At 71.6% G+C, this 25,330-nt stretch carries 19 protein-coding genes; 15 read left to right on the forward strand and 4 right to left on the reverse strand.

All coding sequences use genetic code 11. The annotated features are described in order from the left end of the window. Positions 1–7 precede the first annotated feature (7 nt). On the reverse strand, positions 8–769 hold the full coding sequence (locus ABKA17_RS27850; protein WP_353694998.1) for a TetR/AcrR family transcriptional regulator: 762 nt from the start codon (positions 767–769) through the stop codon (positions 8–10). Positions 770–867: 98 nt separating this feature from the next. Between ABKA17_RS27850 and ABKA17_RS27855 the strand changes: the two genes are divergently transcribed. From ABKA17_RS27855 to ABKA17_RS27865, 3 genes are all read left to right on the forward strand, one after another. Further along, positions 868–1,830 (forward strand): ATP-binding cassette domain-containing protein, encoded by a 963-nt coding sequence (locus ABKA17_RS27855; protein ID WP_353694999.1) that lies wholly within the window; start codon positions 868–870, stop codon positions 1,828–1,830. Continuing rightward, entirely contained in the window at positions 1,827–2,636 is an 810-nt protein-coding gene (locus ABKA17_RS27860; RefSeq protein WP_353695000.1) for an ABC transporter permease, read from the forward strand. Before ABKA17_RS27855 ends, ABKA17_RS27860 begins: the two co-directional genes overlap by 4 nt. Before the next feature lie 113 nt (positions 2,637–2,749). Next, on the forward strand, positions 2,750–4,264 hold the full coding sequence (locus tag ABKA17_RS27865; protein ID WP_353695001.1) for a cellulase family glycosylhydrolase: 1,515 nt from the start codon (positions 2,750–2,752) through the stop codon (positions 4,262–4,264). A gap of 72 nt (positions 4,265–4,336) precedes the next feature. Here ABKA17_RS27865 and serC read toward each other — a convergent pair whose 3' ends face one another. Then, on the reverse strand, positions 4,337–5,455 hold the full coding sequence (gene serC / locus ABKA17_RS27870; protein WP_353695002.1) for a phosphoserine transaminase: 1,119 nt from the start codon (positions 5,453–5,455) through the stop codon (positions 4,337–4,339). 105 nt (positions 5,456–5,560) lie between these two features. Between serC and ABKA17_RS27875 the strand changes: the two genes are divergently transcribed. The 3 genes from ABKA17_RS27875 to ABKA17_RS27885 all read left to right on the forward strand — a co-directional run bounded on the left by ABKA17_RS27875 (position 5,561) and on the right by ABKA17_RS27885 (position 11,992). Then, positions 5,561–8,428 carry an FAD-binding and (Fe-S)-binding domain-containing protein gene (locus tag ABKA17_RS27875; RefSeq protein WP_353695003.1) on the forward strand — a complete coding sequence of 956 codons (2,868 nt, stop codon included), beginning with the start codon at positions 5,561–5,563 and terminating at the stop codon, positions 8,426–8,428. Between the two features lie 112 nt (positions 8,429–8,540). Then, positions 8,541–9,479, forward strand: coding sequence for an EamA family transporter (locus ABKA17_RS27880; RefSeq protein WP_353695004.1), 939 nt, complete (start codon positions 8,541–8,543; stop codon positions 9,477–9,479). Positions 9,480–9,556: 77 nt separating this feature from the next. After that, positions 9,557–11,992 (forward strand): hypothetical protein, encoded by a 2,436-nt coding sequence (locus ABKA17_RS27885; RefSeq protein ID WP_353695005.1) that lies wholly within the window; start codon positions 9,557–9,559, stop codon positions 11,990–11,992. A 236-nt stretch (positions 11,993–12,228) separates the two neighbouring features. Here ABKA17_RS27885 and ABKA17_RS27890 read toward each other — a convergent pair whose 3' ends face one another. Continuing rightward, complete coding sequence (locus ABKA17_RS27890) at positions 12,229–12,996, reverse strand: SDR family oxidoreductase (RefSeq protein ID WP_353695006.1); 768 nt, start codon at positions 12,994–12,996, stop codon at positions 12,229–12,231. 164 nt (positions 12,997–13,160) lie between these two features. On the opposite strand from ABKA17_RS27890, the gene ABKA17_RS27895 reads away from it, so the two are divergent. From ABKA17_RS27895 to ABKA17_RS27930, 8 genes are all read left to right on the forward strand, one after another. Further along, positions 13,161–13,976 carry a TIGR03084 family metal-binding protein gene (locus ABKA17_RS27895; RefSeq protein WP_353695007.1) on the forward strand — a complete coding sequence of 272 codons (816 nt, stop codon included), beginning with the start codon at positions 13,161–13,163 and terminating at the stop codon, positions 13,974–13,976. Further along, positions 13,973–15,643 carry an acyclic terpene utilization AtuA family protein gene (locus ABKA17_RS27900; RefSeq protein ID WP_353695008.1) on the forward strand — a complete coding sequence of 557 codons (1,671 nt, stop codon included), beginning with the start codon at positions 13,973–13,975 and terminating at the stop codon, positions 15,641–15,643. Before ABKA17_RS27895 ends, ABKA17_RS27900 begins: the two co-directional genes overlap by 4 nt. Continuing rightward, positions 15,640–17,238, forward strand: coding sequence for an acyl-CoA carboxylase subunit beta (locus tag ABKA17_RS27905; protein WP_353695009.1), 1,599 nt, complete (start codon positions 15,640–15,642; stop codon positions 17,236–17,238). Before ABKA17_RS27900 ends, ABKA17_RS27905 begins: the two co-directional genes overlap by 4 nt. 5 nt (positions 17,239–17,243) lie before the next feature. After that, entirely contained in the window at positions 17,244–19,109 is a 1,866-nt protein-coding gene (locus tag ABKA17_RS27910; protein WP_353695010.1) for an acetyl/propionyl/methylcrotonyl-CoA carboxylase subunit alpha, read from the forward strand. 82 nt (positions 19,110–19,191) lie between these two features. Next, complete coding sequence (locus tag ABKA17_RS27915; RefSeq protein ID WP_353695011.1) at positions 19,192–20,325, forward strand: acyl-CoA dehydrogenase family protein; 1,134 nt, start codon at positions 19,192–19,194, stop codon at positions 20,323–20,325. Between the two features lie 27 nt (positions 20,326–20,352). After that, complete coding sequence (locus ABKA17_RS27920; protein ID WP_353695012.1) at positions 20,353–21,921, forward strand: 4-coumarate--CoA ligase family protein; 1,569 nt, start codon at positions 20,353–20,355, stop codon at positions 21,919–21,921. 2 nt (positions 21,922–21,923) lie between these two features. Beyond that, positions 21,924–22,658, forward strand: a complete 735-nt coding sequence (locus tag ABKA17_RS27925; RefSeq protein ID WP_353695355.1) for an enoyl-CoA hydratase family protein — start codon at positions 21,924–21,926, stop codon at positions 22,656–22,658. Then, a complete protein-coding gene (locus ABKA17_RS27930; RefSeq protein ID WP_353695013.1) occupies positions 22,646–23,263 on the forward strand; it encodes a TetR/AcrR family transcriptional regulator in 618 nt (205 codons plus the stop codon). Before ABKA17_RS27925 ends, ABKA17_RS27930 begins: the two co-directional genes overlap by 13 nt. 6 nt (positions 23,264–23,269) lie before the next feature. On the opposite strand, the gene pdxH is transcribed toward ABKA17_RS27930, so the two are convergent. Continuing rightward, positions 23,270–23,956 carry a pyridoxamine 5'-phosphate oxidase gene (gene pdxH / locus ABKA17_RS27935; RefSeq protein WP_502994402.1) on the reverse strand — a complete coding sequence of 229 codons (687 nt, stop codon included), beginning with the start codon at positions 23,954–23,956 and terminating at the stop codon, positions 23,270–23,272. 251 nt (positions 23,957–24,207) lie between these two features. On the opposite strand from pdxH, the gene ABKA17_RS27940 reads away from it, so the two are divergent. Continuing rightward, positions 24,208–25,320: a citrate synthase 2 gene (locus ABKA17_RS27940; protein ID WP_353695014.1), complete on the forward strand. Its 1,113-nt coding sequence runs from the start codon at positions 24,208–24,210 to the stop codon at positions 25,318–25,320. Positions 25,321–25,330: the final 10 nt, after the last annotated feature.

Here is a 25,330-nt window from a genome sequence, read left to right on the forward strand (position 1 = left end):
GGCCGGGTCAGTTTCCCGTACGGCGCCGGGACACGGTCACTTCCAGGCCGTCCAGGATGCGTTGCAGGCCGAACTCGAAGTGGTCGAAGTCGGTGCCGAAGGCGTCCTCGGAGAGGGCGGCCAGCACCGGGTAGCGGCCGCTCGCCATGACCTTCTCCAGTGTCGGCACCTGGGCCTGCCAGAACTCCGCGTCCGTCAGGCCCGTGCGGCGCTCCACCTCCTGGGCGTACAGCTGGGTGCGGGCGGCGCCGACGACGTAACCGTCGATCATGATGATCGCCGAGACCAGCTCGGGGTCGGTCAGGCCCATCGGCTTGATGAGGGTGAGGACCTTCTCCATGCCGTCCAGCGCGCTCGGGCCGAGGATCGGGCGGGACTGGTTGACCTGGAGCAGCCAGGGATGGCGGCGGTAGAGGGCGAGGGTCGCGCGGCCCATCGCCTCCAGGGCCGAGCGCCAGTCCCCGGCGCCGAGGTCGGCCGGGTTCTCGGAGGGCTTCTGGACCCGGTCCAGCATCAGGTCGAGCAGCTCGCCCTTGCCGGGGACGTACCGGTACAGCGACATCGCGCCGGTGCCGAGTTCCGTGGCGACGCGGCGCATCGACACCGCTTCCAGGCCGTCGGCGTCCGCCACCTGGACGGCCGCTTCCACGATCCGGTCCAGGCTCAGGGCCGGCTTGGGCCCGCGGCTGGGCCGCCGGCCGGTGTCCCACAGCAGCTCGAGGGTGCGGACGATGTCGCCGCTGCCGCTGGTCTCCGAACTGCTCGTCATGGGTGCAGTTTAGGCCCCCGGAAATTAATTGGGTACGGCGTACGCGTAATCGGGTACGGTGTACTCAGTTGCCGAGTCAAGCGAGCCGAGGGGGACCCATGACCGACGGATACGCCGTCCGCGCCGAGTCGCTGGAGAAGCGGTACGGCGAGAAACGCGCCCTCGACGGCTTCGACCTGGCCGTCCGCGAGGGCACCGTCCACGGACTGCTCGGGCCGAACGGCGCCGGCAAGACCACGGCCGTCCGCATCCTGTCCACGCTGCTCCGGCTGGACGGCGGCCGGGCGACGGTGGCCGGCCTGGACGTGGCCCGGCAGGCGCGCGAGGTGCGGGCCCGCATCGGGCTGACCGGGCAGTACGCGGCCGTGGACGAGGTGCTCACCGGACGGCAGAACCTGGAGATGTTCGGCCGTCTCTTCCACCTCGGCGGCAGGCGGGCCAAGACCCGGGCCGCCGAACTGCTGGAGCAGTTCGACCTCACCGACGCCGCGGACAAGGGAGTCGGCAAGTACAGCGGCGGCATGCGGCGCCGCCTCGACCTCGCCGCTTCGATGATCCTCGCCCCGGCCGTCCTCTTCCTGGACGAGCCGACCACGGGACTCGACCCCCGCAGTCGAGGCGAAGTCTGGGACTCCGTACGGGCGTTGGTGGCGAGCGGCACGACCGTGCTGCTGACCACGCAGTACCTGGAGGAGGCCGACAAGCTGGCCTCCCGCATCACCGTCATCGACCAGGGGCGGGCCATCGCCGACGACACCCCGGACGGGCTGAAGAGCCGGGTAGGCGGCGACCGTATCGAGGTCGTGGTCGCCGAACGGGCCGACATCCCGCAGGTGGTGAAGGTCGTCGCACGGGTCTGTGACGGCGAACCCGAGGCGGAGGAAGGGGAGTTGCGCGTCCACGCCCCCGTCGTCGACCGGGTCTCCGCGCTCACCGAGGTGGCCCGCACCCTCCAGGACGAGGGTGTCCGCGTCGAGGACATCGGGCTGCGCAGGCCCAGCCTCGACGACGTCTTCCTGCGCCTGACCGGACACCGCACCGAGAAGGTGGCCGCCGCGTGAACACCTTGGAAGCCACTCACGGCCGCACCTACTGGGTCCTCGCCGACGTCTGGAACATCGTCCGCCGTGGCCTCACCCACTACCAACGCCAACCCGTCAACATCGCCTGGCAGTTGGGCTTCCCGATCCTCTCCGTCCTGCTCTACGGCTATGTCTTCGGCAGCGCCATGCAGGTGCCGGGCGGCGGGGACTACAAGGACTTCCTGATGCCCGGGATGTTCGTGATGACGATGGCCTTCGGGTTCATCAACACCGCGACGCTCGTCGTGTACGACGCCACGAAGGGCGTGATCGACCGGTTCCGCTCGATGCCGATGGCCTCCGCGGCGGTGGTGGCCGGGCGAGGGGTCACCGATCTGCTCGTCGCCTGCGCCGAGTTGGCCATCATGATGCTGACCGCGATGGCCATGGGTTGGCGCCCGGACGGTGGGCTCGGCTTCGTCGCGGCCTTCGGGCTGCTGCTGTGGCTGCGGTTCGCGCTGATCTGGATCGGCGTGTGGCTGGGGCTCCTCGTGCCCAACCCGGAGGCGGCGGGCGGCCTGTTCGCGGTGGCCTTCCCTCTCACGATGATCTCCAGCATCTTCGTCGCCCCCCAGCTGATGCCCGACTGGCTCGGCGCCGTGGCCGCCTGGAACCCGATCTCCTCCACCTCCGCCGCCACCCGCGAGCTCTTCGGCACCCCGGTCGGCGCCGGTGACTCCTGGATCGAGGAACACGCCCTGCTCATGGCGTACGTGTGGCCCGTGATCCTGACGGCGATCTTCCTGCCGCTCGCGGTGCGCAGGTTCCAGAAGCTCAGCCGGTAGCGTCCAGTGTCTTGACGTGTTCATGTGACCTGTCTTCCATGGGGGGAGCGGGTGTGGGAGCGCTCCCACCCTGTTCCGGACCCGCGCCCCCTCCCCCGAGAGGAAGCAGCTACATGTTCCGCAGCTTGCGAAGAGCGCTGTGCGCGGCGGCGCTTCTGTTACCGCTCCTGGTCGGCGTCAACCCGTCGGCTCAGGCCGCCGAGGCCGCGGCCGGCGCCGGTTACTGGCACACCAGCGGCCGCCAGATCCTGGACGAGGCCGGGCAGCCGGTCCGGGTCGCCGGCATCAACTGGTTCGGCTTCGAGACCGGCAACCACGTCGTCCACGGCCTCTGGTCCCGCGACTACAAGTCCATGATCGACCAGATGAAGACGCTGGGCTACAACACCATCCGGATCCCGTTCAGCGACGACATCTTCAAGTCGGGGACCGTCCCCAACAGCATCGACTTCAGCAGCGGCAAGAACGCCGACCTCCAAGGGCTCAACTCCCTGGGGGTGTTGGACAAGATCGTCGCCTACGCCGGTCAGGACGGCCTCAAGGTCATCCTCGACCGGCACCGCCCGGACGCCGGCGGCCAGTCGGCGCTCTGGTACACCTCGGCGGTCCCGGAGTCGACCTGGATCGCCAACCTCCGCGCCCTCGCGACCCGTTACCTCGGCCAGGACACGGTCGTAGGCATCGATCTGCACAACGAGCCCCACGACCCCGCCTGTTGGGGCTGCGGCGACACGACGAGGGACTGGCGACTGGCCGCCCAGCGGGCCGGGAACGCCGTCCTCGCCGTCAACCCCGAGCTGCTGATCTTCGTCGAGGGCGTCCAGACCTTCAACGGCGTCTCCGGCTGGTGGGGCGGCAACCTGATGGGCGTCGCCGACTACCCCGTGCAGCTCAGCGTGCCGAACCAGCTCGTCTACTCCGCCCATGACTACGCCACGTCCGTGGCCCAGCAGAGCTGGTTCAGCGATCCGGCGTTCCCGGCGAACATGCCGGGGATCTGGGACAAGTACTGGGGTTACATCTTCAAGCAGAACATCGCGCCCGTGTGGGTGGGCGAGTTCGGCACGACCCTCCAGTCGACGGTGGACCAGCGGTGGCTGGCCGCACTGGTGGACTACCTCCGGCCGACCTCGACGTACGGCTCGGACTCCTTCCACTGGACCTTCTGGTCCTGGAACCCCAACTCCGGTGACACGGGCGGGATTCTGAAGGACGACTGGCAGTCCGTGGACACCGTGAAGGACGGCTATCTGGCGAGTGTGAAGGCGCCGGGCTTCCCGTCGAACGGTGGCGGAGGCGGCGGAGGAGGCGGTGGTGGCGGGGGATCAGCTGCCTGCACCGCCGCCTACACCGTCAGCAGCGACTGGGGCGGCGGCTTCAACGCCGAGGTGAAGGTCACCAACTCCGGGAGCACGGCGATCAGCTCGTGGAAGGTGACCTGGACCTGGAGCGGCTCGCAGAAGGTGACGAGCATGTGGAACGCCTCGTACACCCAGAGCGGCGGGACCGTGACCGCGACCAACGCCTCGCACAACGGGACGATCGCGGCCGGGGGTTCGGCGAGCTTCGGCTTCGGCGGGGCGCCCGGGGGAGGCGGGGTGCCAGCGGTGACCTGCACGGCGGCATGAGAAAGGGGCGCCCTGGCTCTCGCCGGGGCGCCCCTGTCGTCGTATCGCTTCAGGCGGCGACTACAGCTTCTGCTACAGCTTTTCGATGACGTAGTCGATGCACTTGGTCAGCGCCTCGACGTCCGCCGGGTCGATCGCCGGGAACATGGCGACGCGGAGCTGGTTGCGGCCGAGCTTGCGGTAGGGCTCGGTGTCGACGATGCCGTTGGCGCGCAGGACCTTGGCGACGGCGGCCGCGTCGATCTCGTCGGAGAAGTCGATCGTGCCGATGACCTGGGAGCGCTTGGCGGCGTCGGTGACGAACGGGGTCGCGTGCTTCGACTCCTCCGCCCAGCTGTAGAGCCGCGTCGAGGAGTCCTTGGTGCGGGCCGTGGACCAGGCGAGACCGCCCTGGCCGTTGAACCACTCCAGCTGCTGGTTGAGCAGGAAGAGGGTGGCGAGGGCCGGGGTGTTGTACGTCTGGTTCTTGCGGGAGTTGTCGATCGCCGTGGGGAGCGAGAAGAACTCCGGTACGTGGCGGCCGCTCGCGTGGATGCGCTCGGCGCGCTCGATCGCGGCGGGGGAGAAGACGGCGATCCACAGGCCGCCGTCGGAGGCGAAGGACTTCTGCGGGGCGAAGTAGTAGACGTCGGTCTCGGCGATGTCGACGGGCAGACCGCCGGCGCCGGACGTGGCGTCCACGAGGACGAGCGCGCCCTCGTCGGCACCGGCCACGCGCTTGATCGGGGCGGCGACACCGGTGGACGTCTCGTTGTGCGTGAGGCCGTACACGTCGACGCCCGCCTCGGCCTGCGGCTCCGGGTGCGTGCCGGGGTCGGAGGCGATGACGGTGGGCTCGGCGAGCCAGGGCGCGAGCTTGGCGGCCTTGGCGAACTTCGACGAGAACTCGCCGAAGTTCAGGTGCTGCGACTTGTTCTCGATCAGACCGTGGGTCGCGACGTCCCAGAACGCGGTCGAGCCGCCGTTGCCGAGGACGACCTCGTACCCCTCGGGCAGGGAGAACAGCTCACTGATGCCCTCGCGCACCTTGCCGACCAGGTTCTTGACCGGGGCCTGGCGGTGGGAGGTGCCCATGAGGGAGGTACCGGTGGCGGCCAGCGCGTCCAGCGCTTCCGTCCGCACCTTGGAGGGGCCCGCGCCGAAACGTCCGTCGGCGGGCTTGATGTCAGCGGGAATCTGGATCTCAGCCACGGAGTGAGGTTAGCCGGTGGGGGAAACGTGGGTGAAACGTAGTCCGTCGGCTGAGACGTGCGCGCGGGACCGCGGCCCGGGGTGCCGGGCTGGTTGGGTGGACCCATGACCGATCTGGAGGCTGAGCTGCGTACGGCCGTCCGCGGTGATGTGAGCTTCGGCGTCACGTCCCGGGCGTTGGTCACCATGGACGCGTCCAACTACCGGCGTGTCCCTCTGGGCGTCGTCGCGCCGCGTGACGCCGACGACGTGGCCGCCGTGCTGGAGGTCTGTCGCTCGAACGGGGTGCCCGTCGTCGCGCGGGGTGGTGGTACGTCCATCGCCGGGCAGGCGACCGGCATCGGTGTGGTCCTCGACTTCACCCGGTACATGAACCGTCTCGTGGAGCTCGACCCCGCGACCCGCACGGCCGTCGTCCAGCCCGGCCTCGTCCTCGACCGCCTCCAGGACGCCGCTGCCCCGCACGGGCTCCGCTTCGGGCCCGACCCCTCCACCCACAGCCGTTGCACGCTCGGCGGGATGATCGGGAACAACTCGTGCGGGTCGCACTCGGTGGCGTGGGGGACGACCGCCGACAGTGTGCGGGAGCTGGCCGTGGTCACCGCGCGCGGGGAGCGGCTGCGGCTCGGGCAGGAGTGGGCCGGGGCGCCGGAGGGGCTGCGGGAGCTGGTGGAGGGGGATCTGGCGCGGCTGCGGACCGGGTTCCCGGAGTTGCCCCGCCGGATCTCCGGGTACGCGCTGGACGCGCTGCTGCCGGAGAAGGGCGCGGATGTCGCCCGTTCCTTCTGCGGGAGCGAGGGCACTCTGGGGATCCTCACCGAAGCCGTCGTAGGGCTGGTGGAGTCGCCACGCGCGCGTGCGCTCGCGGTCCTGGGATACCCGGACGAAGGCGCGGCCGCCGAGGCCGCCGCCGGGCTGCTGTCGCACCGCCCCCTGACGGTGGAGGGCATGGCGGTCGACCTGGTGCCCTCGGCGGTCGCGCTGCCGCGGGGCGGGGCGTGGCTGTTCGTGGAGACGGGCGGTGACACGGCGGCCGAGGCACGCGCGCGTGCGGAGACGATCGTGCGGGCGGCCGATGTCGTGGACGCGGTGGTCGTGACCGACCCGGCCGGGCAGCGGGCTCTGTGGCGGATCCGGGAGGACGCGAGCGGTACGGCGACCCGGATGCCGGACGGCAGCGAGGCGTGGCCCGGCTGGGAGGACTGCGCGGTGCCGCCGGCCCGGCTGGGCGCGTATCTGCGGGACTTCCGGGGGCTGCTCACCGAGCACGGGCTGCGCGGGACGCCGTACGGACACTTCGGGGACGGCTGCATCCACGTCCGCATCGACTTCGACCTGCTCACGGACGCGGGTGTCGGCCGCTTCCGGCGCTTCTCGGAGGAGCTCGCCGAGCTGGTCGTGGCGCACGGCGGCTCACTGTCCGGGGAGCACGGGGACGGCCAGGCGCGCGCGGAGCTGCTGCCCCGGATGTACGGCCCGGAGCTGGTGGGCCTCTTCGAGCGGGCGAAGGCGGTGTGGGACCCGGACGACCTGCTGAACCCGGGGATGCTGGTGCGCCCCGCCCCGCTGGACTCCAACCTCCGCTTCTCGGTCCTCCCGCGCCGCCCGGTCGACGTGGCCTTCGGCTACCCCTTGGACGGCGGCGACTTCTCGGCGGCGGTCCGGCGGTGCGTGGGCGTCGCGAAATGCCGTACGACGTCGGTGTCCGGGTCCGCCGTCATGTGCCCGTCCTTCCGCGCGACCGGTGCCGAGGAGCACTCCACGCGCGGCCGTGCCCGGCTGCTGCACGAGATGCTCGCGGGTGAACTGGTCACCGACGGCTGGCGGTCGGAGGAGGTACGGGACGCGCTGGACCTGTGCCTGTCCTGCAAGGGCTGCCGGTCCGACTGTCCGGTCGGGGTCGACATGGCCACGTACAAGGCGGAGTTCCTGCACCACCACTACGAGGGGCGGCGCCGTCCGGCCGCGCACCACTCGATGGGCCGGCTGCCGGTGTGGCTGCGGGCGGTGGCCCGTACGCGCACGGCACGGCTGGTCAACGCGCTGGCAGCGGTGCCGCCGCTCGCGTGGTTGGGGAAGAGGCTTGGCGGGATCGCTCCGGAGCGCGGCATTCCGCGGGTGGCGCCCGAGACGTTCAGCCGGTGGTGGGGTCGCCGGGGACGGGCGGTCGGTGACGGGCCGCGCGGAAGGGTCGTGCTGTGGCCGGACACCTTCACCGAGCATCTGTCGCCCGAAGTCGGGCGGGCGGCGGTACGGGTGCTGAAGGCGGCGGGGATCGGGACGGTGCTCCCGCCGACCCTGCGCACGGCGCCCGAGGGCTTCCATCCCCTCGCGGCCCGCCGCGGCCGGGTCTGCTGCGGCCTGACGTACGTCTCCACGGGTCAGCTCGACCGCGCCCGTACAGTCCTGCGCCACACCCTCGACCTGATGGCACCGGTACTGGAGACCGACCTCCCGGTGGTCGTCCTGGAACCGAGCTGCGCCGCCGCCCTGCGCACCGACCTCCCGGAACTCCTCCACGACGACGAGCGGGCCGGACGTCTGGCCGCACGGGTGCTGACCTTCGCGGAGGCCCTGGAACGCCTGGCACCGGACTGGCGGCCGCCCCGCGTGGACCGCCCGGCGGTCGGCCAGACCCACTGCCACCAGCACGCGGTCCTCGGCGACGCGGCCGAACGCCGGCTGCGGGAAGCGGCGGGCCTGACCGGGGAGCTGGCTGGCGGCTGCTGCGGCCTCGCGGGCAACTTCGGTTTCGAGAAGGGCCACTTCGAGGTGTCGCGGGCCTGCGCGGAGGAGCAGCTCCTCCCGGCCGTACGGGACGCGACCGACGGCACGATCGTCCTGGCCGACGGCTTCTCGTGCCGGACGCAGCTCGATCAGCTGGCGGGGGTGCGGGGGCGGCATCTGGCGGAGGTGCTGGCGGAGGGGTTGGTGGAGGGGCTGGACCGGGGCGGTGCGGCGGGCGTGAGCTGAGTCATCCGGAACAGTGGCAAAAGAGGTTCACGTGCCTGACGTAGTCCATTACTCTGGACTTGCAAGTCCATCAAGATGAACGAACCTCGTGCCAAGTCCTCTGGAAGGCCCCGTGACCACGCCGACCCCGGTTTCCGAGACCCCGCTCACCCAGGCCGCCCCGGCAGATGCCCCGCACCGCCGGCGTTCCCTCGGTTCCATCGGGCTGGTGCTGTCCGCGGGGATCTCGGTGCAGTTCGGCGGCGCGCTCGCGGCGAGCCTGATGCCGCGGGCCGGGGCGTCCGGTGTGGTGACCCTGCGGCTGGTGGCGGCCGCGCTGGTGCTGCTCGTCGTGTGCCGGCCGAGGCTGCGCGGGTACACGCGCGCGGACTGGGGCACGGTCGTCGTCTTCGGCATCACGATGGCCGGGATGAACGGGCTCTTCTACCAGTCCATCGACCGAATCCCCCTGGGCCCGGCGGTCGCCCTGGAGGTGCTCGGCCCCCTGGCGCTCTCCGTCGTGGCCTCCCGTCGCGCGGTCAACCTCGTCTGGGCCGCCCTCGCCCTCGGCGGCGTCTTCCTGCTCAGCGGCGGAGGCTTCGGCGGCCTCGACCCCGTCGGCGTGCTGTTCGCCCTGGGCGCCGGTGCCATGTGGGCGGCGTACATCGTCTTCAGCGCCCGTACGGGCCGCCGCTTCCCGCAGGCCGACGGGCTCGCCCTCGCCATGGTGGTCGCGGCCCTGCTGTTCCTCCCGCTGGGCATCGCCGAATCCGGCGCGAAGCTCCTCGAGCCGACGACGATCGCCCTCGGCTCGGCCGTGGCGGTCCTCTCCTCGGTCCTGCCCTACACCCTCGAACTCGTCGCCCTGCGCCGCCTCCCCGCCTCCACCTTCGCGATCCTGATGAGCCTGGAACCCGCCATCGCCGCCACCGCCGGCTTCCTCATCCTGAACCAGGCCCTCTCCCTGACCGAGGCCGCGGCGATCGCCCTCGTCATCGCGGCGAGCATGGGGGCGGTACGGACCCAGGTGGGGCGAGGGAAGGCGAAGGTCCCGGACTCCCTGGGCAGTTGACGCCTCACTCGCCCTGTCGGCATCTCGTACATTCTGCGCATTGTCAGCGGCGGTCGGCAGCCTCACCCTGAGCCCTCATGGACAACGGAACACCGGGCGCGCACGTCGGCGAACCACCCCCGTCGGGGCCGATCGAACTGGTCGAACTGGTCATACCCGGCACCGGCGTCGTGGACCGCGAGGAGGTTCTCCGGCCACCCGGTGTACGCCAGGTGAGCGGGGACGACAGCGCGGGCTGGTACCGGCCCGCGGAGGAGGACACGGACGAGCCACGCACCCTGCGGGAGGTGTACGACTGGCCCCGGCTGCTGATCGGTGGGGCCGGCCGGGCCGTCTGGCTCTTCCTTCTGCCCTTTCTCATGATCAACCTGGTGACGTGGATGGAGCCACGCTTACCGGATCGGTCCTGGCCGGGAGCCCTGTACAGCTTCGGTGCGAGGCTGCTCGGACTGTCCCTGACGGTGATGCTGGTCGGCGTCTTCGGGCAGGCGGTCATGGACCAGATCGTCTGGCAGTGCGGAGCCGACACCGCCGTATGCGTCTCGGGCAACTTCGCGGTGACCGTGGCCCGCGATCGGGACACCGGAACGGGCCTGGCGCTGGCGGCCCTCGCGCCCCTGCTCGTCGGCACCCTGATGGCGTTCAGTGCCAGGGACGCCAAGAGCGAGTACCGACCGGTGCTCAGGACCGCCTCGCGCGAGGCCTACGAGCGCGCCGAGGTACGCGACCGGCACCGACCCGACCGGCACGGCACCCGGCAGCCCCTGGAGGTCCGCGGCTTCTGGGAGCACAACACCCGGGCGAAGGGGCTGACCACCCGGCACCTGTGCGCGGGGGTCCTCACGGTGGCCATGCTGCTCATCGTCCCGCCCCTCCAGTACGACCTGCACGAAGGCGACGCCACCGCTGCCCTGACCGTGTTCGTGCTGACCCTGGTCATGGCGGCCCTCGTGGTGATCGACGGCCCGTACTTCCGCGCCGCCTACGTCCAGCGCGACGGAACCGTGGGCGGTCCCCGGCGCAGGCTCCGATGGCCCCTGCGGTATGCGAAGTCCGCCGTCGGCGGCTGTCTCCTCGTGATGGTGGCCGCCATGCTGTGCTGCGCCCTGCCGTCCCGGGACTGGGACGCCGCCCGGGAGCGCTCCAGGATGCTGCCCGGCATGGGCGCCGAGGCGAACTACGTGGTCATCGCCCAGGGGGTGGGTCTCGTACTCATGGTCGTCGCCTGTCTCATCCTGGTCGCGGGAGAGACCGGGTCGGCGTCCAGGACGACCCTGTACGGGCTGCTGGGACCCGTGGTCGGCGTGCTCGCCTGCTTCACGGGCTGGCTCTACACCGCCGCGTTCTCCCTGTGGCTCCAGGGCTGGCTCACCCCCGACGGTGACCCGTACGCGGCCCTCATCCCCAGGGCCGTCCAGGTGGTCGCGGCGGCCTTCCCACTGGTCGTGCTGGGCGGGGTGGCGGTGGGTGCGGTCGTCGCCGCGTGCATGGCCCTGCGCCGCCCCTGGCTGAGGCACGTCTCGCCCCCCGCCCCCGAACCGGGCGACGACCCCGACGACACCCTCGACAACCAACGACACTGGAAGAAGCTGCGGTTCGCGGACCATGCCGGAGCCCGCGCGCTGGGCTGGTACGACCGCGGCCTGGCCACACTCGCGGTCCTTGTCGTCGTCCTGACCTGCGCCATGTACGGGGCCTACTGGGTCGGTGACGGTTCCTGGCTGGCGGGTGTACGGGAGAAGACGGTCGAGACTCTGCAGCAACTGACGACTTTCGGAGCCGTAATCCTGGTCGGTCTCGTCGCGGTGGCCGTGTTCGCCGTACGAGCCCTCGTGCTGCGCCCCGAGATGCGCCGGAACGCCGGGCTCGCCTGGGCGTTCGGCGCGTTCTGGCCGCGTGCGGCGCACCCGTTCACCCCGGCGGCCTGGGCGGTGCGAACCGTCCCCGAACTCGTGCACCGGATCGAGCACCTGCTGGACCAGGACGGCCGCAGGCGCGTGTTGATCGAGGCGCATTCCATGGGGTCGGTGATCGCCGTGGCGGCGCTTTGGCAGGTGCGGCCCGAACTGCGCTGGCGTATCGCCCTACTGACCACGGGCAGCCCGGTCGGGGTCGTCTTCCGGCGCCACTACCCCGGCTACGCGCCCGCCGGCTCGATCGATGCCCTGAAGGCCCTGCACGCCTGGGTCAACATCCATCGGACCACCGACGTACTGGGGGGACCCGTCGTCGGGGGCGCCGCGGAGAGCGGCAGATTCGAGGACGTGGAGTGGAAGGACGGGGTGGACCCGACGGCCGAGCCCGCCACGACGGAACCAGGACGCACCGAGGGTCAGCCCGTCTTCTGGCCACTGGAACGCCACCTCAACTACCGGCGCGCGCCGCGACTCCGCCCGATCCGCAGGCGCCTCCTCGACGGCCTCGCCGCAGCACAGCCGCCGACGCCTCCCGTCGTGCCGCCGTCACGCGTCAACGGAGGACATCGTCCCCAACTGCCGTCACGAAGTGAGTGAAGGCCCCTTGAGCACTTGCGGATCGGCCGCTACCAGTTCGTCGAAGACGGCCTTGTGGAAAACTCGGGCGCCGTCACGGGCAGACGAAGAGCGGAGCGTCGGGCGGGATCACGACGTCCTCGAACGCTTGCTCGATGGCCTGGTCGGTGACCGCACCGAACGGTTGCCGCCGCCGGTCCAGGCATACCGAGAGGCTGTGAACATCTGGGCGGGAGCCTCTTGGGCCCCGCGCCCGCTCACGCGGACGCCACCCACTCCGCGAACCCCGGCCCCGCCAGCCGTGCCCTCGCCCCCGGCAGCAACCCGCCGTTCTCGAACAGCTCCCGGTCCGGGTTGTCCGGGTCGCTCACCGCGACGACGGTCGCCGTGTCGCCGCGTGTCCGCAGCAGGAGTCGTACCGCCTCCTCGAGGCTCTCCTCGCGCGGTCCCGCCACCTCGGCGAACGGGACCGCGGAGGACACGTCGTCCTCCGTCAGCGCCAGGTCGACCAGGGCCTCGGCGACCGCCCGCGCCGCCACCAGCTGCGTCCGCATCCTCGGGACGTACACGGTGTCGCCCTGCCGCCCCCACTGTGCCAGCTGCTCCACGAACTCGTGGAACTGCGCCGCCCGCAGCACCCGCGTCGGCACGGGCCCCGCCAGCACCTCCCGCTCGTGTGCGAGCTTGGCCGCGTTGTAGCCGGCCACCGAGCCGTCGATGCCGATGATCGAGACGACGACGAGCCGCCGTACCCCCGCCTTCGCCCCGGCCTCGTGCAGATTGCGGGCCGCCGCGGTGAAGAACTCCGTCGCCACCCGCTCGTCGGGCGAGGGCGTGCTCGCCGCGTCGATCACTGTCTCCACCCCCTCCAGCGCCTCGGCGAGCCCGGCGCCGGACTCGATGTCCACGCCGGTGGAACGGGAGACGGGGACGACCCGGTGGCCGCGCTCCGTCAGCACGTCCACCACATGCCGTCCGAGCCGCCCGGTCGCCCCGGCCACCGCGATCTTCTTGCCTGTGCTCATCGTCGTCGCTCCTTCGTGAGTCCCTCTTCTGTGCCGTCATCGGTTTGACGGAGGGGACGAAGGAGATGTGACAGGCCCGGCGCAGAGAGACGCCGGTCGGCTTCGGCGCAGATTTTCATGCAAGCACGCTTGCTTGTTTTTCCCCGCGCTGCCATCCTCCACCCATGGCAGACCCGACCCCCGTGATCGACGATCTGTGTGCGGAGAGCGAGGAACTCGACCGGCTCGTGGCCGGGGCGAGTGCCGAGCAGTGGGCGCTCGCTACGCCCGCCGCCGGCTGGACCGTCGCTCACCAGATCGCCCACCTCGCCTGGACCGACCACTCCTCGCTGCTCGCCATAACCGACCAGGAGGGCTTCGCCCGTGCGGTCGAGAAGGCGTTGACCGAGCCCGGCGACTTCGTGGACAACGGCGCGCGGGAGGGTGCCGGGAAGCCTCCCGAGCAGCTGCTCGCCGACTGGCGGACCGGCCGTGAGGCCCTGGCCGACGCCCTGCGGACCGCCCCCGACGGCGCCCGCTTCCCCTGGTACGGCCCGCCCATGTCCACCGCCTCCATGGCCACCGCCCGCCTCATGGAGACCTGGGCCCACGGCCTCGACGTGGCCGACGCCCTGGGTGTGTCCCGCACCCCCACCGACCGGCTGCGGCACATCGTCCGCCTCGGCGTCCGCACCCGGGACTTCGCCTTCGGGGTGCACGGGCTGACCCCGCCGTTCGAGGAGTTCCGGGTCGAACTCGTGGGCCCCTCCGGCGAGTTGTGGGTGTACGGCGCCGAGGACGCCACGGACCGGGTCACCGGCCCCGCCCTCGACTTCTGCCTCCTGGTCACCCAGCGCGCCCACCGCGCCGACCTCGCCCTGCGCGCCGAAGGCTCGGACGCCGACCGCTGGCTCGACATCGCCCAGGCCTTCGCGGGCCCGCCGGGAGAGGGACGGGAACCGAAGGGGGACGGACGCGAGCCGACGGGGGACGCCGGGTGAGCATCCTCCGGATCGGCAACGCCTCCGGTTTCTACGGTGACCGGTTCGACGCCCTGCACGAGATGCTCACCGGCGGCGAACTCGACGTCCTCACCGGCGACTACCTCGCCGAACTGACCATGCTGATCCTCGGCCGCGACCGGCTGAAGGACCCGGCGGCCGGATACGCCCGCACCTTCCCGCGGCAGCTGGAGGAGTGCCTGGGCCTGGCGCACGAACGGGGTGTGCGTCTGGTGACCAACGCCGGCGGCCTCAACCCCGCCGGACTCGCCGACCGGGTACGCGAGTTGGCCGACCGGCTCGGCATCCCCGTCCGCGTCGCTCATGTCGAGGGCGACGACCTCACCGCACAGCACCCCGGCAGCCTCGCCGCCCACGCCTACCTCGGCGGCTTCGGCATCGCCGCCTGTCTTCGCGAGGGCGCCGACATCGTGGTCACCGGGCGCGTCACGGACGCTGCCCTGGTCACCGGGCCCGCCGCCGCCCACTTCGGCTGGGGGCCCGGGGAGTACGACCGGCTCGCGGGGGCCGTCGTCGCCGGGCATGTGCTGGAGTGCGGGACACAGGCGAGCGGCGGGAACTACTCGTTCTTCCAGGAGGGCGACGTCCGACGTCCCGGCTTCCCCCTCGCCGAGATCCACGCGGACGGCACCTGCGTCATCACCAAACACCCCGGCACCGGCGGCTTCGTCGACATCGGCACGGTGACCGCGCAGCTCCTGTACGAGACCGGCGGTGCCCGGTACGCCGGCCCCGACGTCACCGCCCGCCTCGACACCGTCCGCCTCACCCAGGAGGGCCCCGACCGCGTCCGCGTCGACGGTGTGCGAGGCGAGGCCCCGCCCCCCACCCTCAAGGTCGGCCGCAACCGGCTCGGCGGCTTCCGCAACGAGGTCGTCTTCGTGCTGACCGGGCTCGACATCGAGGCCAAGGCGGCCCTGGTCCGCGCCCAGATGGAACCCCACCTTGGCAAGGTCACCGACGTCCGCTGGGACCTCGTCCGCACCGACCGGCCCGACGCCGACACCGAGGAGACCGCGAGCGCGCTGCTCCGGCTCGTCGTACGGGACCCCGACCAGGAGGCCGTGGGCCGGGCGCTGAGCGGCGCCGCCATCGAGCTGGCACTCGCGAGCTACCCCGGCTTCCATGTGCTCGCGCCACCGGGGAAGGGCGCGCCCTACGGTGTCTTCGAGGATGTGTACGTCCCCCATGGCGCCGTACCCCATGTGGCCGTCCTCCACGACGGACGGCGGCTGGCTGTGGCGCCGGCCCAGGACACCCTCGTACTCCACGAGGTGCCGGAGCCGGCCCTGCCCGAGCCGCTTGCGGCGGGGCCCACGCGACGGGCCCCGCTCGCCCTCGTCGTCGGCGCCCGCAGCGGCGACAAGGGCGGGAACGCCAACGTGGGCGTCTGGGCCCGGACGGACGAGGCCTGGCGCTGGCTCGCGCACACCCTGACCGTCGAGCGGCTGCGCGAACTCCTCCCGGAGACCGCCGACCTGCCCGTCACCCGCCACACCCTGCCCGGCCTGCGCGCCCTCAACTTCGTCGTCGAGGGCATCCTCGGCGCCGGTGTCGCCGCCCAGCACCGCTTCGACCCGCAGGCCAAGGCCCTCGGCGAATGGCTGCGCTCCCGCCACCTGGACATCCCGGAGGCCCTGCTGTGACCGTCCTGTCGTCGGCGCTGGACACCAACGGCCCCGACTACCGCGCCCACCGCGAGACCATGCTCGCCAAGCTCACCGCACTGGACGCCGAGCATGCCAAGGCCCTCGCGGGCGGTGGCGAGAAGTATGTCCAACGGCACCGGAAACGCGGCAAGTTGCTCGCCCGGGAGCGCATCGAGCTGCTCCTCGACCCCGACACCCCGTTCCTGGAACTGTCCCCGCTCGCCGCCTGGGGCAGCGACTACACCGTCGGCGCCTCCCTCGTCACCGGTATCGGGGTCGTCGAGGGCGTGGAGTGCCTGATCACCGCGAACGACCCGACCGTGCGCGGCGGCGCCAGCAACCCGTGGTCGCTGAAGAAAGCCCTGCGCGCCAACGACATCGCGCTCGCCAACCGGCTGCCCTGCATCAGCCTGGTGGAGTCCGGGGGCGCCGATCTGCCGTCCCAGAAGGAGATCTTCATCCCCGGGGGCGCCATCTTCCGGGACCTGACGAGGCTCTCGGCCGCCGGAATCCCCACCGTCGCCGTCGTCTTCGGCAACTCCACCGCCGGAGGCGCGTACATCCCCGGCATGTCCGACCACGTGATCATGGTCAAGGAGCGCGCGAAGGTGTTCCTCGGCGGTCCGCCGCTGGTGAAGATGGCCACGGGGGAGGAGAGCGACGACGAGTCCCTCGGCGGTGCCGAGATGCACGCGCGCGTGTCGGGCCTCGCGGACTACTTCGCCGTGGACGAGCCGGACGCGCTGCGGCAGGCACGGCGGGTGGTCGCCCGCCTCAACCACCGCAAGGCGTACGGCGATCCGGGCCCGGCCGAGCCGCCCAAGTACGACGCCGACGAACTCCTCGGCATCGTGCCCGGCGACCTCCGGACGCCCTTCGACCCGCGCGAGGTGATCGCCCGGATCGTCGACGCCTCCGACTTCGACGAGTTCAAGCCGCTGTACGGGACCAGCCTGACGACGGGCTGGGCCGCGCTGCACGGCTATCCCGTCGGCGTGCTGGCCAACGCGCAAGGGGTGCTGTTCTCCGAGGAGTCCCAGAAGGCGGCCCAGTTCATCCAGTTGGCCAACCAGCGGGACATCCCGCTGCTCTTCCTCCACAACACCACCGGCTACATGGTCGGCAAGGAGTACGAGCAGGGCGGCATCATCAAGCACGGCGCGATGATGATCAACGCGGTCTCCAACTCCCGCGTCCCGCACCTCTCCGTCCTGATGGGCGCCTCCTACGGCGCCGGGCACTACGGCATGTGCGGCCGGGCCTACGACCCCCGCTTCCTCTTCGCCTGGCCCAGCGCCAAGTCGGCCGTCATGGGGCCCCAGCAGCTCGCGGGCGTCCTCTCGATCGTGGCCCGGCAGTCGGCGGCGGCCAAGGGACAGCCGTACGACGAGGACGCGGACGCCGCGCTGCGGGCCATGGTGGAGCAGCAGATCGAGTCCGAGTCGCTGCCGATGTTCCTGTCCGGCCGGCTCTACGACGACGGCGTCATCGACCCCCGCGACACCCGCACCGTCCTCGGCCTGTGCCTGTCGGCCATCCACACGGCGCCGTACGAGGGTGCGCGCGGCGGCTTCGGCGTCTTCAGGATGTGACGGGCATGACGGATGTGAGGGACCACTTGATAGGGACCGTGCTGGTCGCCAACCGCGGCGAGATCGCCTGCCGCGTCTTCCGCACCTGCCGTGAGTTGGGAATCCGGACGGTCGCCGTGCACTCCGACGCCGACGCGAACGCCCTCCACGCGCGCGTGGCCGACACGGCGGTACGGCTGCCGGGCGCGACGCCCGCGGAGACGTATCTGCGCGGCGACCTGATCGTGAAGGCGGCGCTGGCGACCGGCGCGGACGCCGTGCACCCCGGCTACGGCTTCCTCTCCGAGAACGCGGAGTTCGCCCGGGCCGTCCTGGACGCGGGGCTGGTATGGATCGGCCCGCCGCCGGAGGCGATCGAGGCGATGGCGTCCAAGACACGCGCGAAGGAGCTGATGGGCCTCCCGCTGCTGGGGGAACCCACGGAGGCCGATCTCCCCCTGCTGGTGAAGGCGGCCGCGGGCGGCGGAGGGCGCGGGATGCGGATCGTGCGCCGTCTCGAGGAGCTGAGCGCCGCACTGGAGGGCGCGCGCGCCGAGGCCGCGAGCGCCTTCGGGGACGGCGAGGTCTTCGTCGAGCCGTACGTGGAGCACGGGCGCCACGTCGAGGTCCAGGTGCTCGCCGACACGCACGGCACGGTGTGGGCACTGGGCACGCGCGACTGCTCCCTCCAGCGGCGCCACCAGAAGGTGATCGAGGAGGCGCCGGCGCCCGGGCTCCCGGAGGCGCTCACGGAGGAGCTGTGCACGCTGGCCGTACGCGCCGCGCGCGCCGTCGCCTACGTCGGCGCGGGCACCGTCGAGTTCCTGGTCGCCGACGGCAAGGCCCACTTCCTGGAGATGAACACCCGGCTCCAGGTCGAACACCCGGTCACGGAAGCGGTGTTCGACATCGACCTGGTGGCGCTCCAGATCGCGGTCGCCGAGGGACGCGCCCTGGACACCGACCCCCCACGCGCGCGTGGCCACGCCGTCGAGGCCCGCCTCTACGCCGAGGACCCGGCCACCGACTGGACCCCGCAGACCGGCACCCTGCACCGCCTGACCGTCCCGGACTCGATCCGCCTCGACACCGGCTACGACGACGGCACCGAGATCGGCGTCCACTACGACCCCCTGCTCGCCAAGGCCGTCGCCCACGCCCCCACGCGCGCGGAGGCCCTCCGCAAGCTGGCGGGCGCACTGGAGCGGGCCACCATCCACGGCCCGACGACCAACAGGGACCTCCTGGTACGCAGCCTGCGCCACGAGGAGTTCACCTCGGCGGCGATGACGACCTCCTTCTACGACCACCACCTCACCGACCTCACCGGCTCAACCCCCGACCCGTACGCCCCCTTGGCCGCGGCCCTCGCCGACGCCCACGGCCGTTCCCGCTTCGGCGGCGGCTGGCGCAACGTGCCCTCCCAGCCCCAGCTCAAGCGCTACGAGACGGCAGGCGAGGAGATCGAGGTCCGCTACCGCCACACACGCGCCGGCCTGGAGGCGGACGGGGCACGGATCGTGCACGCGGACGCGGCTCTGGTCGTACTCGAAGTGGAGGGCGTGCAGCGCAAGTTCGAGGTGACGAGGTACGCCGACGAGGTGTACGTCAACGCGACGCGACTCAGGGCGCTGCCCCGCTTCTCCGACCCCGCGACCCAGCTGGCCCCGGGTTCCTTGGTGGCCCCGATGCCGGGAACGGTGGTCAGGATCGCGGAGGGGTTGGGCGAGGGGGCTGCTGTTACGGCCGGACAGCCGCTGGTGTGGCTGGAGGCGATGAAGATGGAGCATCGGATCGCAGCACCCGTCACGGGAACGCTGACAACTCTGCATGCCGCTGTCGGCCACCAGGTGACGGTCGGCTCTCTACTGGCGGTCGTGGAACCCACCTAAGGGGCGCGGGGCCGCATCAATTTGCGGCTACCGCCGCGCGAGCGCGACCAGCCACCTACAACCCGCACCCGGGAGGAGTCCCATGCCATCCACGATCGATTCCGAAGAACACACAGCCCTCCGCAAAGCCGTAGCCGCCCTCGGCAAACGCCACGGCCGCACCTACGACCGCGAACAACTCTGGTCCGAGGCCGCCAAACTCGGCTACCTCGGCGTCAACCTGCCGGAGGCATACGGCGGTGGAGGCGGCGGCATCTCCGAACTCTCCATCGTCCTCGAAGAGCTGGGCGCTGCCGGCTGCCCCCTGCTCATGATGGTCGTCTCACCGGCGATCTGCGGCACAGTGATCGCCCGCTTCGGCATGGACGCCCAGAAGCAGGAGTGGCTCCCAGGGTTGGCGGACGGCACCCGCACCATGGCCTTCGGCATCACCGAACCCGACGCCGGCTCCAACAGCCACCGCATCACCACCACGGCCCGCAAGGACGGCACCGACTGGCTCCTCACCGGCCGCAAGGTCTTCATCAGCGGCGTGGACATAGCCGACGCCACCCTCATAGTCGGCCGCACCGAGGACGCCCGAACAGGCCGCCTCAAGCCCTGCCTCTTCATCGTCCCGCGGGACGCGCCCGGCTTCACCCGCCGCCAGATCGACATGGAACTCGGCGCCGTGGAGAAGCAGTTCGAGCTGACTCTCGACGACGTGCGCCTCCCCGCGGACGCGCTCGTCGGAGACGAGGACGCCGGGCTCCTCCAGCTCTTCGCCGGCCTCAACCCCGAACGCATCATGACGGCCGCCTTCGCGATCGGCATGGGCAGGTACGCCCTGTCGAAAGCCGTCGAGTACGCGCGCGACCGTACCGTCTGGAACGCCCCCATCGGCGCCCACCAGGCCATCGCCCACCCCCTGGCGCAGGCGCACATCGACCTCGAACTGGCCCGTCTGATGATGCAGAAGGCGGCCCATCTGTACGACGCGGGCGACGACGTCGGCGCGGGCGAGGCCGCCAACATGGCGAAGTACGCGGCGGGGGAGGCCTGCGTGAAGGCGGTCGACCAGTCCGTGCACACCCTCGGCGGCAACGGCCTCACCCGGGAATTCGGACTCGCCTCGTTGATAACCGCCGCGCGCGTGGCTCGTATTGCTCCGGTGAGCAGGGAGATGATTCTCAACTACGTCTCCCACCAGACCCTGGGTCTGCCCAAGTCGTACTAGGCCCCTCTCGGCCGTCTTGGAGGAACCGTGTTCCGCAGCGAGTACGCAGACGTCCCACCCGTCGAACTCCCCATCCACGAGGCCGTCCTGGGCCGGGCCGCCGAGTTCGGCGAGCATCCCGCGCTCGTCGACGGCGTGGACGGCACCACCCTCACCTACGACCAACTGGACCGGTTCCACCGACGGGTGGCCGCCGGACTCGCCGAGGCGGGGGTGAGCAAGGGGGACGTGCTCGCGCTGCACAGCCCCAACACGATCGCGTTCCCCACGGCGTTCTACGCCGCCACGCGCGCGGGAGCCTCCGTCACCACCGTGCACCCGCTGGCCACGGCGGAGGAGTTCGCCAAGCAGCTGAAGGACTCGGCGGCCCGCTGGATCGTCACCGTCTCCCCGCTCCTGGAGACGGCCCGCCGGGCGTCCGAACTCGCGGGCGGCGTCGAGGAGATCTTCGTCTGCGACAGCGCTCCGGGACATCGTTCGCTCCTCGACATGCTCGGTTCGACGGCCCCCGAACCGGTGATCGACATCGACCCCGTGGAAGACGTGGCGGCGCTGCCGTACTCCTCCGGCACGACCGGTCTCCCCAAGGGCGTCATGCTCACCCACCGCCAGATGGCGACCAACCTCGCGCAGCTCCAGTCCGCCATAGACGCCGGCCCCGGCGACCGCATCCTCGCCGTCCTGCCGTTCTTCCACATCTACGGCCTGACGGCCCTCATGAACGCCCCCCTGCGCAGGGGCGTCACGGTCGTCGTCCTGCCCCGCTTCGACCTGGAGACCTTCCTCGCCGCCATCCAGAACCACCGCATCACCGGCCTGTACGTCGCCCCGCCGATCGTCCTGGCCCTCGCCAAGCACCCGCTGGTCGCCGAGTACGACCTCTCGTCGCTCCAGTACATCCTCAGCGCCGCCGCGCCCCTGGACGCCCGGCTCGCGGACGCCTGCTCGCGGCGTCTGAACCTGCCGCCCGTGGGCCAGGCGTACGGCATGACGGAACTCTCGCCCGGCACCCACATCGTCCCCCTGGACGCGATGCGCGAGGCGCCCCCCGGCACGGTCGGCCGGCTCATCGCCGGCACCGAGATGCGGATCGTCTCCCTCGACGACCCCGACAAGGACGTCGGCATCGGCGAGGACGGCGAGATCCTCATCCGCGGCCCCCAGATCATGAAGGGCTACCTCGGCAAGCCCGACGCCACCGCCGCGATGATCGACCCCGACGGCTGGCTGCACACCGGCGACGTCGGCCACACCGACGCCGACGGCTGGCTCTTCGTCGTCGACCGGGTGAAGGAGCTCATCAAGTACAAGGGCTTCCAGGTCGCCCCGGCCGAACTGGAGGCGCTCCTGCTCACCCACCCCGGCATCGCCGACGCCGCCGTCATCGGCGCCTACGACGACGACGGCAACGAGGTCCCGCACGCCTACGTGGTCCGCCAACCGGACGCCACCGACCTCTCCGAAGGAGAGGTGAGGATGTACGTCGCCGAACGCGTCGCCCCGTACAAACGCGTCCGCCAGGTCACCTTCATCGACGGAGTGCCACGGGCCGCCTCCGGGAAGATCCTGCGCCGGCAGCTGAGGGAGCCCCAGTGACCGTGACCCTGATCGGCCGCACACGCGCGCGTGGCGTCGAGACCCTCACCCTCGACTCGCCCCACAACCGCAACGCCCTGTCGGCGGCGCTGGTGGGCGAGCTCGCGGACGCGCTGAGCGACTGCGGCAAGGACGGCGACGTACGCGCCGTCGTCCTCACCCACACCGGGAACACGTTCAGCGCCGGCGCCGACCTGAAGGACCCGCCCGACCCGGCCGCACTGGTCGGTCTGCTGCGGCAGATCGTGGGACTCCCCAAGCCGGTGCTCGCCCGGGTGACGGGTCACGTCCGCGCGGGCGGCCTCGGCCTGCTGGCGGCCTGCGACATCGGCGTGGCCTCGGCGGCGGCGACCTTCGCCTTCACCGAGGTCCGGATCGGAGTGGCCCCCGCCGTGATCTCCCTGCCGTTGCTCCCCCGCACCGACCCCCGCGCCCTCGCCCGCTACTACCTCACCGGCGAACGCTTCGACGCCCCCGAGGCCGCCCGCATCGGCCTGCTGACGGCGACCGGCGACGACGTGGACGCCGTACTCGAACCCCTCCTGGACGGGCTCCGCAAGTCCGCCCCTGAAGCCCTCGCGGAGACGAAACAGCTGCTCACCGCTAGGGTGCTGGAAGCCTTCGACCGGGACGCGGCCCACCTCACCGCGCTCTCGGCCCGCCTGTTCGCCTCCGAACAGGCCCGCGAGGGGATGACAGCCTTCCTAGAACGACGGGACCCCGCATGGGCGCTGTGAGCACGGTCGGCGACCGGGCGGAACGCACTCCCAAACAGGACCGCAGCCGGGCCACCCGGCAGCGGCTCCTGGAAGCCGCCGTGGCCTGCCTCGCCGAGCACGGCTGGGCGGGCTCCACGGTGTCGGTGGTCGCCGAACGCGCCGGCGTCTCCCGGGGCGCCGCCCAGCACCACTTCCCGACCCGCGAGGACCTCTTCACGGCGGCGGTGGAGTACGTCGCCGAGGAACGCTCCACAGCGCTCAGAGACCTGTTCCCCGAAGGCGCGGCAGGCGACCGGCGCGCGGTCGTCTCGGCGCTCGTCGACCTCTACACCGGCCCGCTGTTCCGGGCCGCCCTCCACCTGTGGGTCGCCGCCTCCAACGAGGAGCAACTACGCCCGCGCGTGACGGAACTGGAGGCCCGCGTAGGCAGGGAGACGCACCGGATCGCGGTCGAGCTGCTGGGCGCGGACGAGTCCGGACCAGGCGTACGGGAGACGGTCCAGGGCCTGCTGGACATGGCTCGCGGTCTGGGCCTGGCCAACCTGCTCACGGACGACGGGACACGGCGCGACAAGGTGGTCGCCCAATGGACCGTGCTGGTGGAGACCGCCCTCAAGGTCTGACCGCCCTCAAGGACTGAGCCGCTCCACGCGCCAGCTCCCGTCCGGCTCCGCCACGTAACGCAACCGGTCGTGCAGCCGGTTCTCCCGGCCCTGCCAGAACTCCACCGCCTGCGGAGCCACCCGGAAACCACCCCAGTGCGGCGGCACCGGCACCTGCTCGCCCTCCGGATAGCGGGCCTCCAGCTGCGCGTACGAGGCCTCCAGCTCGGCACGCGTGGCGATCACCGAGGACTGCGCACTGGCCCACGCGCCGAGCTGCGAACCGTGCGGCCGGGTGCGGAAGTACCCGGCGGTCTCGTCTCTGCCGGTACGGCGCGCGACGCCCGTGACGATGACCTGCCGGCCCATCGGATGCCACGGGAAGAGCAGCGAGACATACGGGTTCTCGGCCAGGTCACGCGCCTTGCGGGAGTCGTAGTTCGTGTAGAAGACGAACCCCTGCTCGTCGAACTGCTTCAGCAGCACCGTGCGGGAGGCGGGCCGGCCCTCCGCGTCCGCGGTCGACACCACCATGGCGTTCGGCTCGAAAAGATGGGCCTCCGTCGCGGCCTGCTTGAACCAGCGCGCGAACTGTGCCACGGGCGTCGCCGCCAGCTCGCTCTCGGCGAGGCCCTCGGCCCGGTACTGCTTGCGCATGGCGGCCGGGTCCGGGAAGGAGGCGGGCTCGCCGGAGACGGCGTCTGCGTCGGTCACGCGGTCATCTTGCCGTATGGGATCCGCTGGAGGGCCGGTCGGGGCCATCACGCGCGGGGTGGCACTCAGTGCCGCAAGACTCCCCAAAGGTGGCACTCGGGGATATGGTGCAGATGCCGCCGCGGTGGGGTGACCACTCGCCGAACGGGGCATCACTGGGCCAACCGACCCCCCGGAGCCGTCCCCTCCGAAGGTCGTCCCCCACACCACCCCCGACAGGACCTGTCGCACACGTCACGAGGAGCCGCCTGATGTCCGACTTCGACCCCGGCTTTGTACCTGGCCTCGAAGGAGTCGTCGCGTTCGAGACGGAGATCGCCGAACCGGACAAGGAGGGCGGCGCCCTGAGGTACCGGGGCGTCGACATCGAGGACCTGGTCGGCCACGTCTCGTTCGGCAACGTCTGGGGCCTGCTCGTCGACGGCGCCTTCCGCCCCGGCCTGCCCCCCGCCGAGCCCTTCCCGATCCCCGTCCACTCCGGCGACATCCGCGTCGACGTCCAGTCCGCGCTGGCGATGCTGGCCCCGGTCTGGGGTCTCAAGCCGCTGCTGGACATCGACGAGGCCCAGGCCCGCGACGACCTCGCCCGAGCCGCCGTCATGGCCCTCTCCTACGTCGCCCAGTCCGCCCGCGGCCAGGGCCGCCCCATGGTCCCGCAGAGCGAGATCGACAAGGCCCAGTCCGTCGTCGAGCGCTTCATGATCCGCTGGCGCGGCGAGCCCGACCCCAAGCACGTCGCCGCGGTCGACGCGTACTGGACCTCCGCCGCCGAGCACGGCATGAACGCCTCCACCTTCACCGCGCGGGTGATCGCCTCCACGGGCGCGGACGTGGCGGCGGCCCTCTCCGGCGCCGTAGGAGCCATGTCCGGCCCGCTCCACGGCGGCGCCCCCTCCCGCGTCCTCCACATGATCGAGGAGATCGAACGCACGGGCGACGCCGAGGCCTACGTCAAGCAGGCCCTCGACAAGGGCGAACGCCTCATGGGCTTCGGCCACCGCGTCTACCGCGCCGAGGACCCGCGCGCCCGCGTACTGCGCCGCACGGCGCGCGAGCTGGGCGCGCCGCGCTTCGAGGTGGCGGAGGCGTTGGAGAAGGCGGCCCTGGCCGAACTCCACGCCCGCCGCCCGGACCGCGTCCTGGCCACGAACGTCGAGTTCTGGGCGGCGATCGTCCTCGACTTCGCCGAGGTCCCGGCGCACATGTTCACGTCCATGTTCACCTGCGCCCGTACCGCCGGCTGGTCGGCGCACATCCTGGAACAGAAGCGGACCGGGAGGCTGGTGCGGCCGTCGGCGCGGTATGTGGGGCCGGGCGTGCGCGGTCCGCAGGATGTCGCGGGATACGAGGACATCGCCCACTGACAGGGTGCGT

The organism is Streptomyces sp. RG80, from assembly GCF_040446465.1.
Classification (GTDB): domain Bacteria; phylum Actinomycetota; class Actinomycetes; order Streptomycetales; family Streptomycetaceae; genus Streptomyces.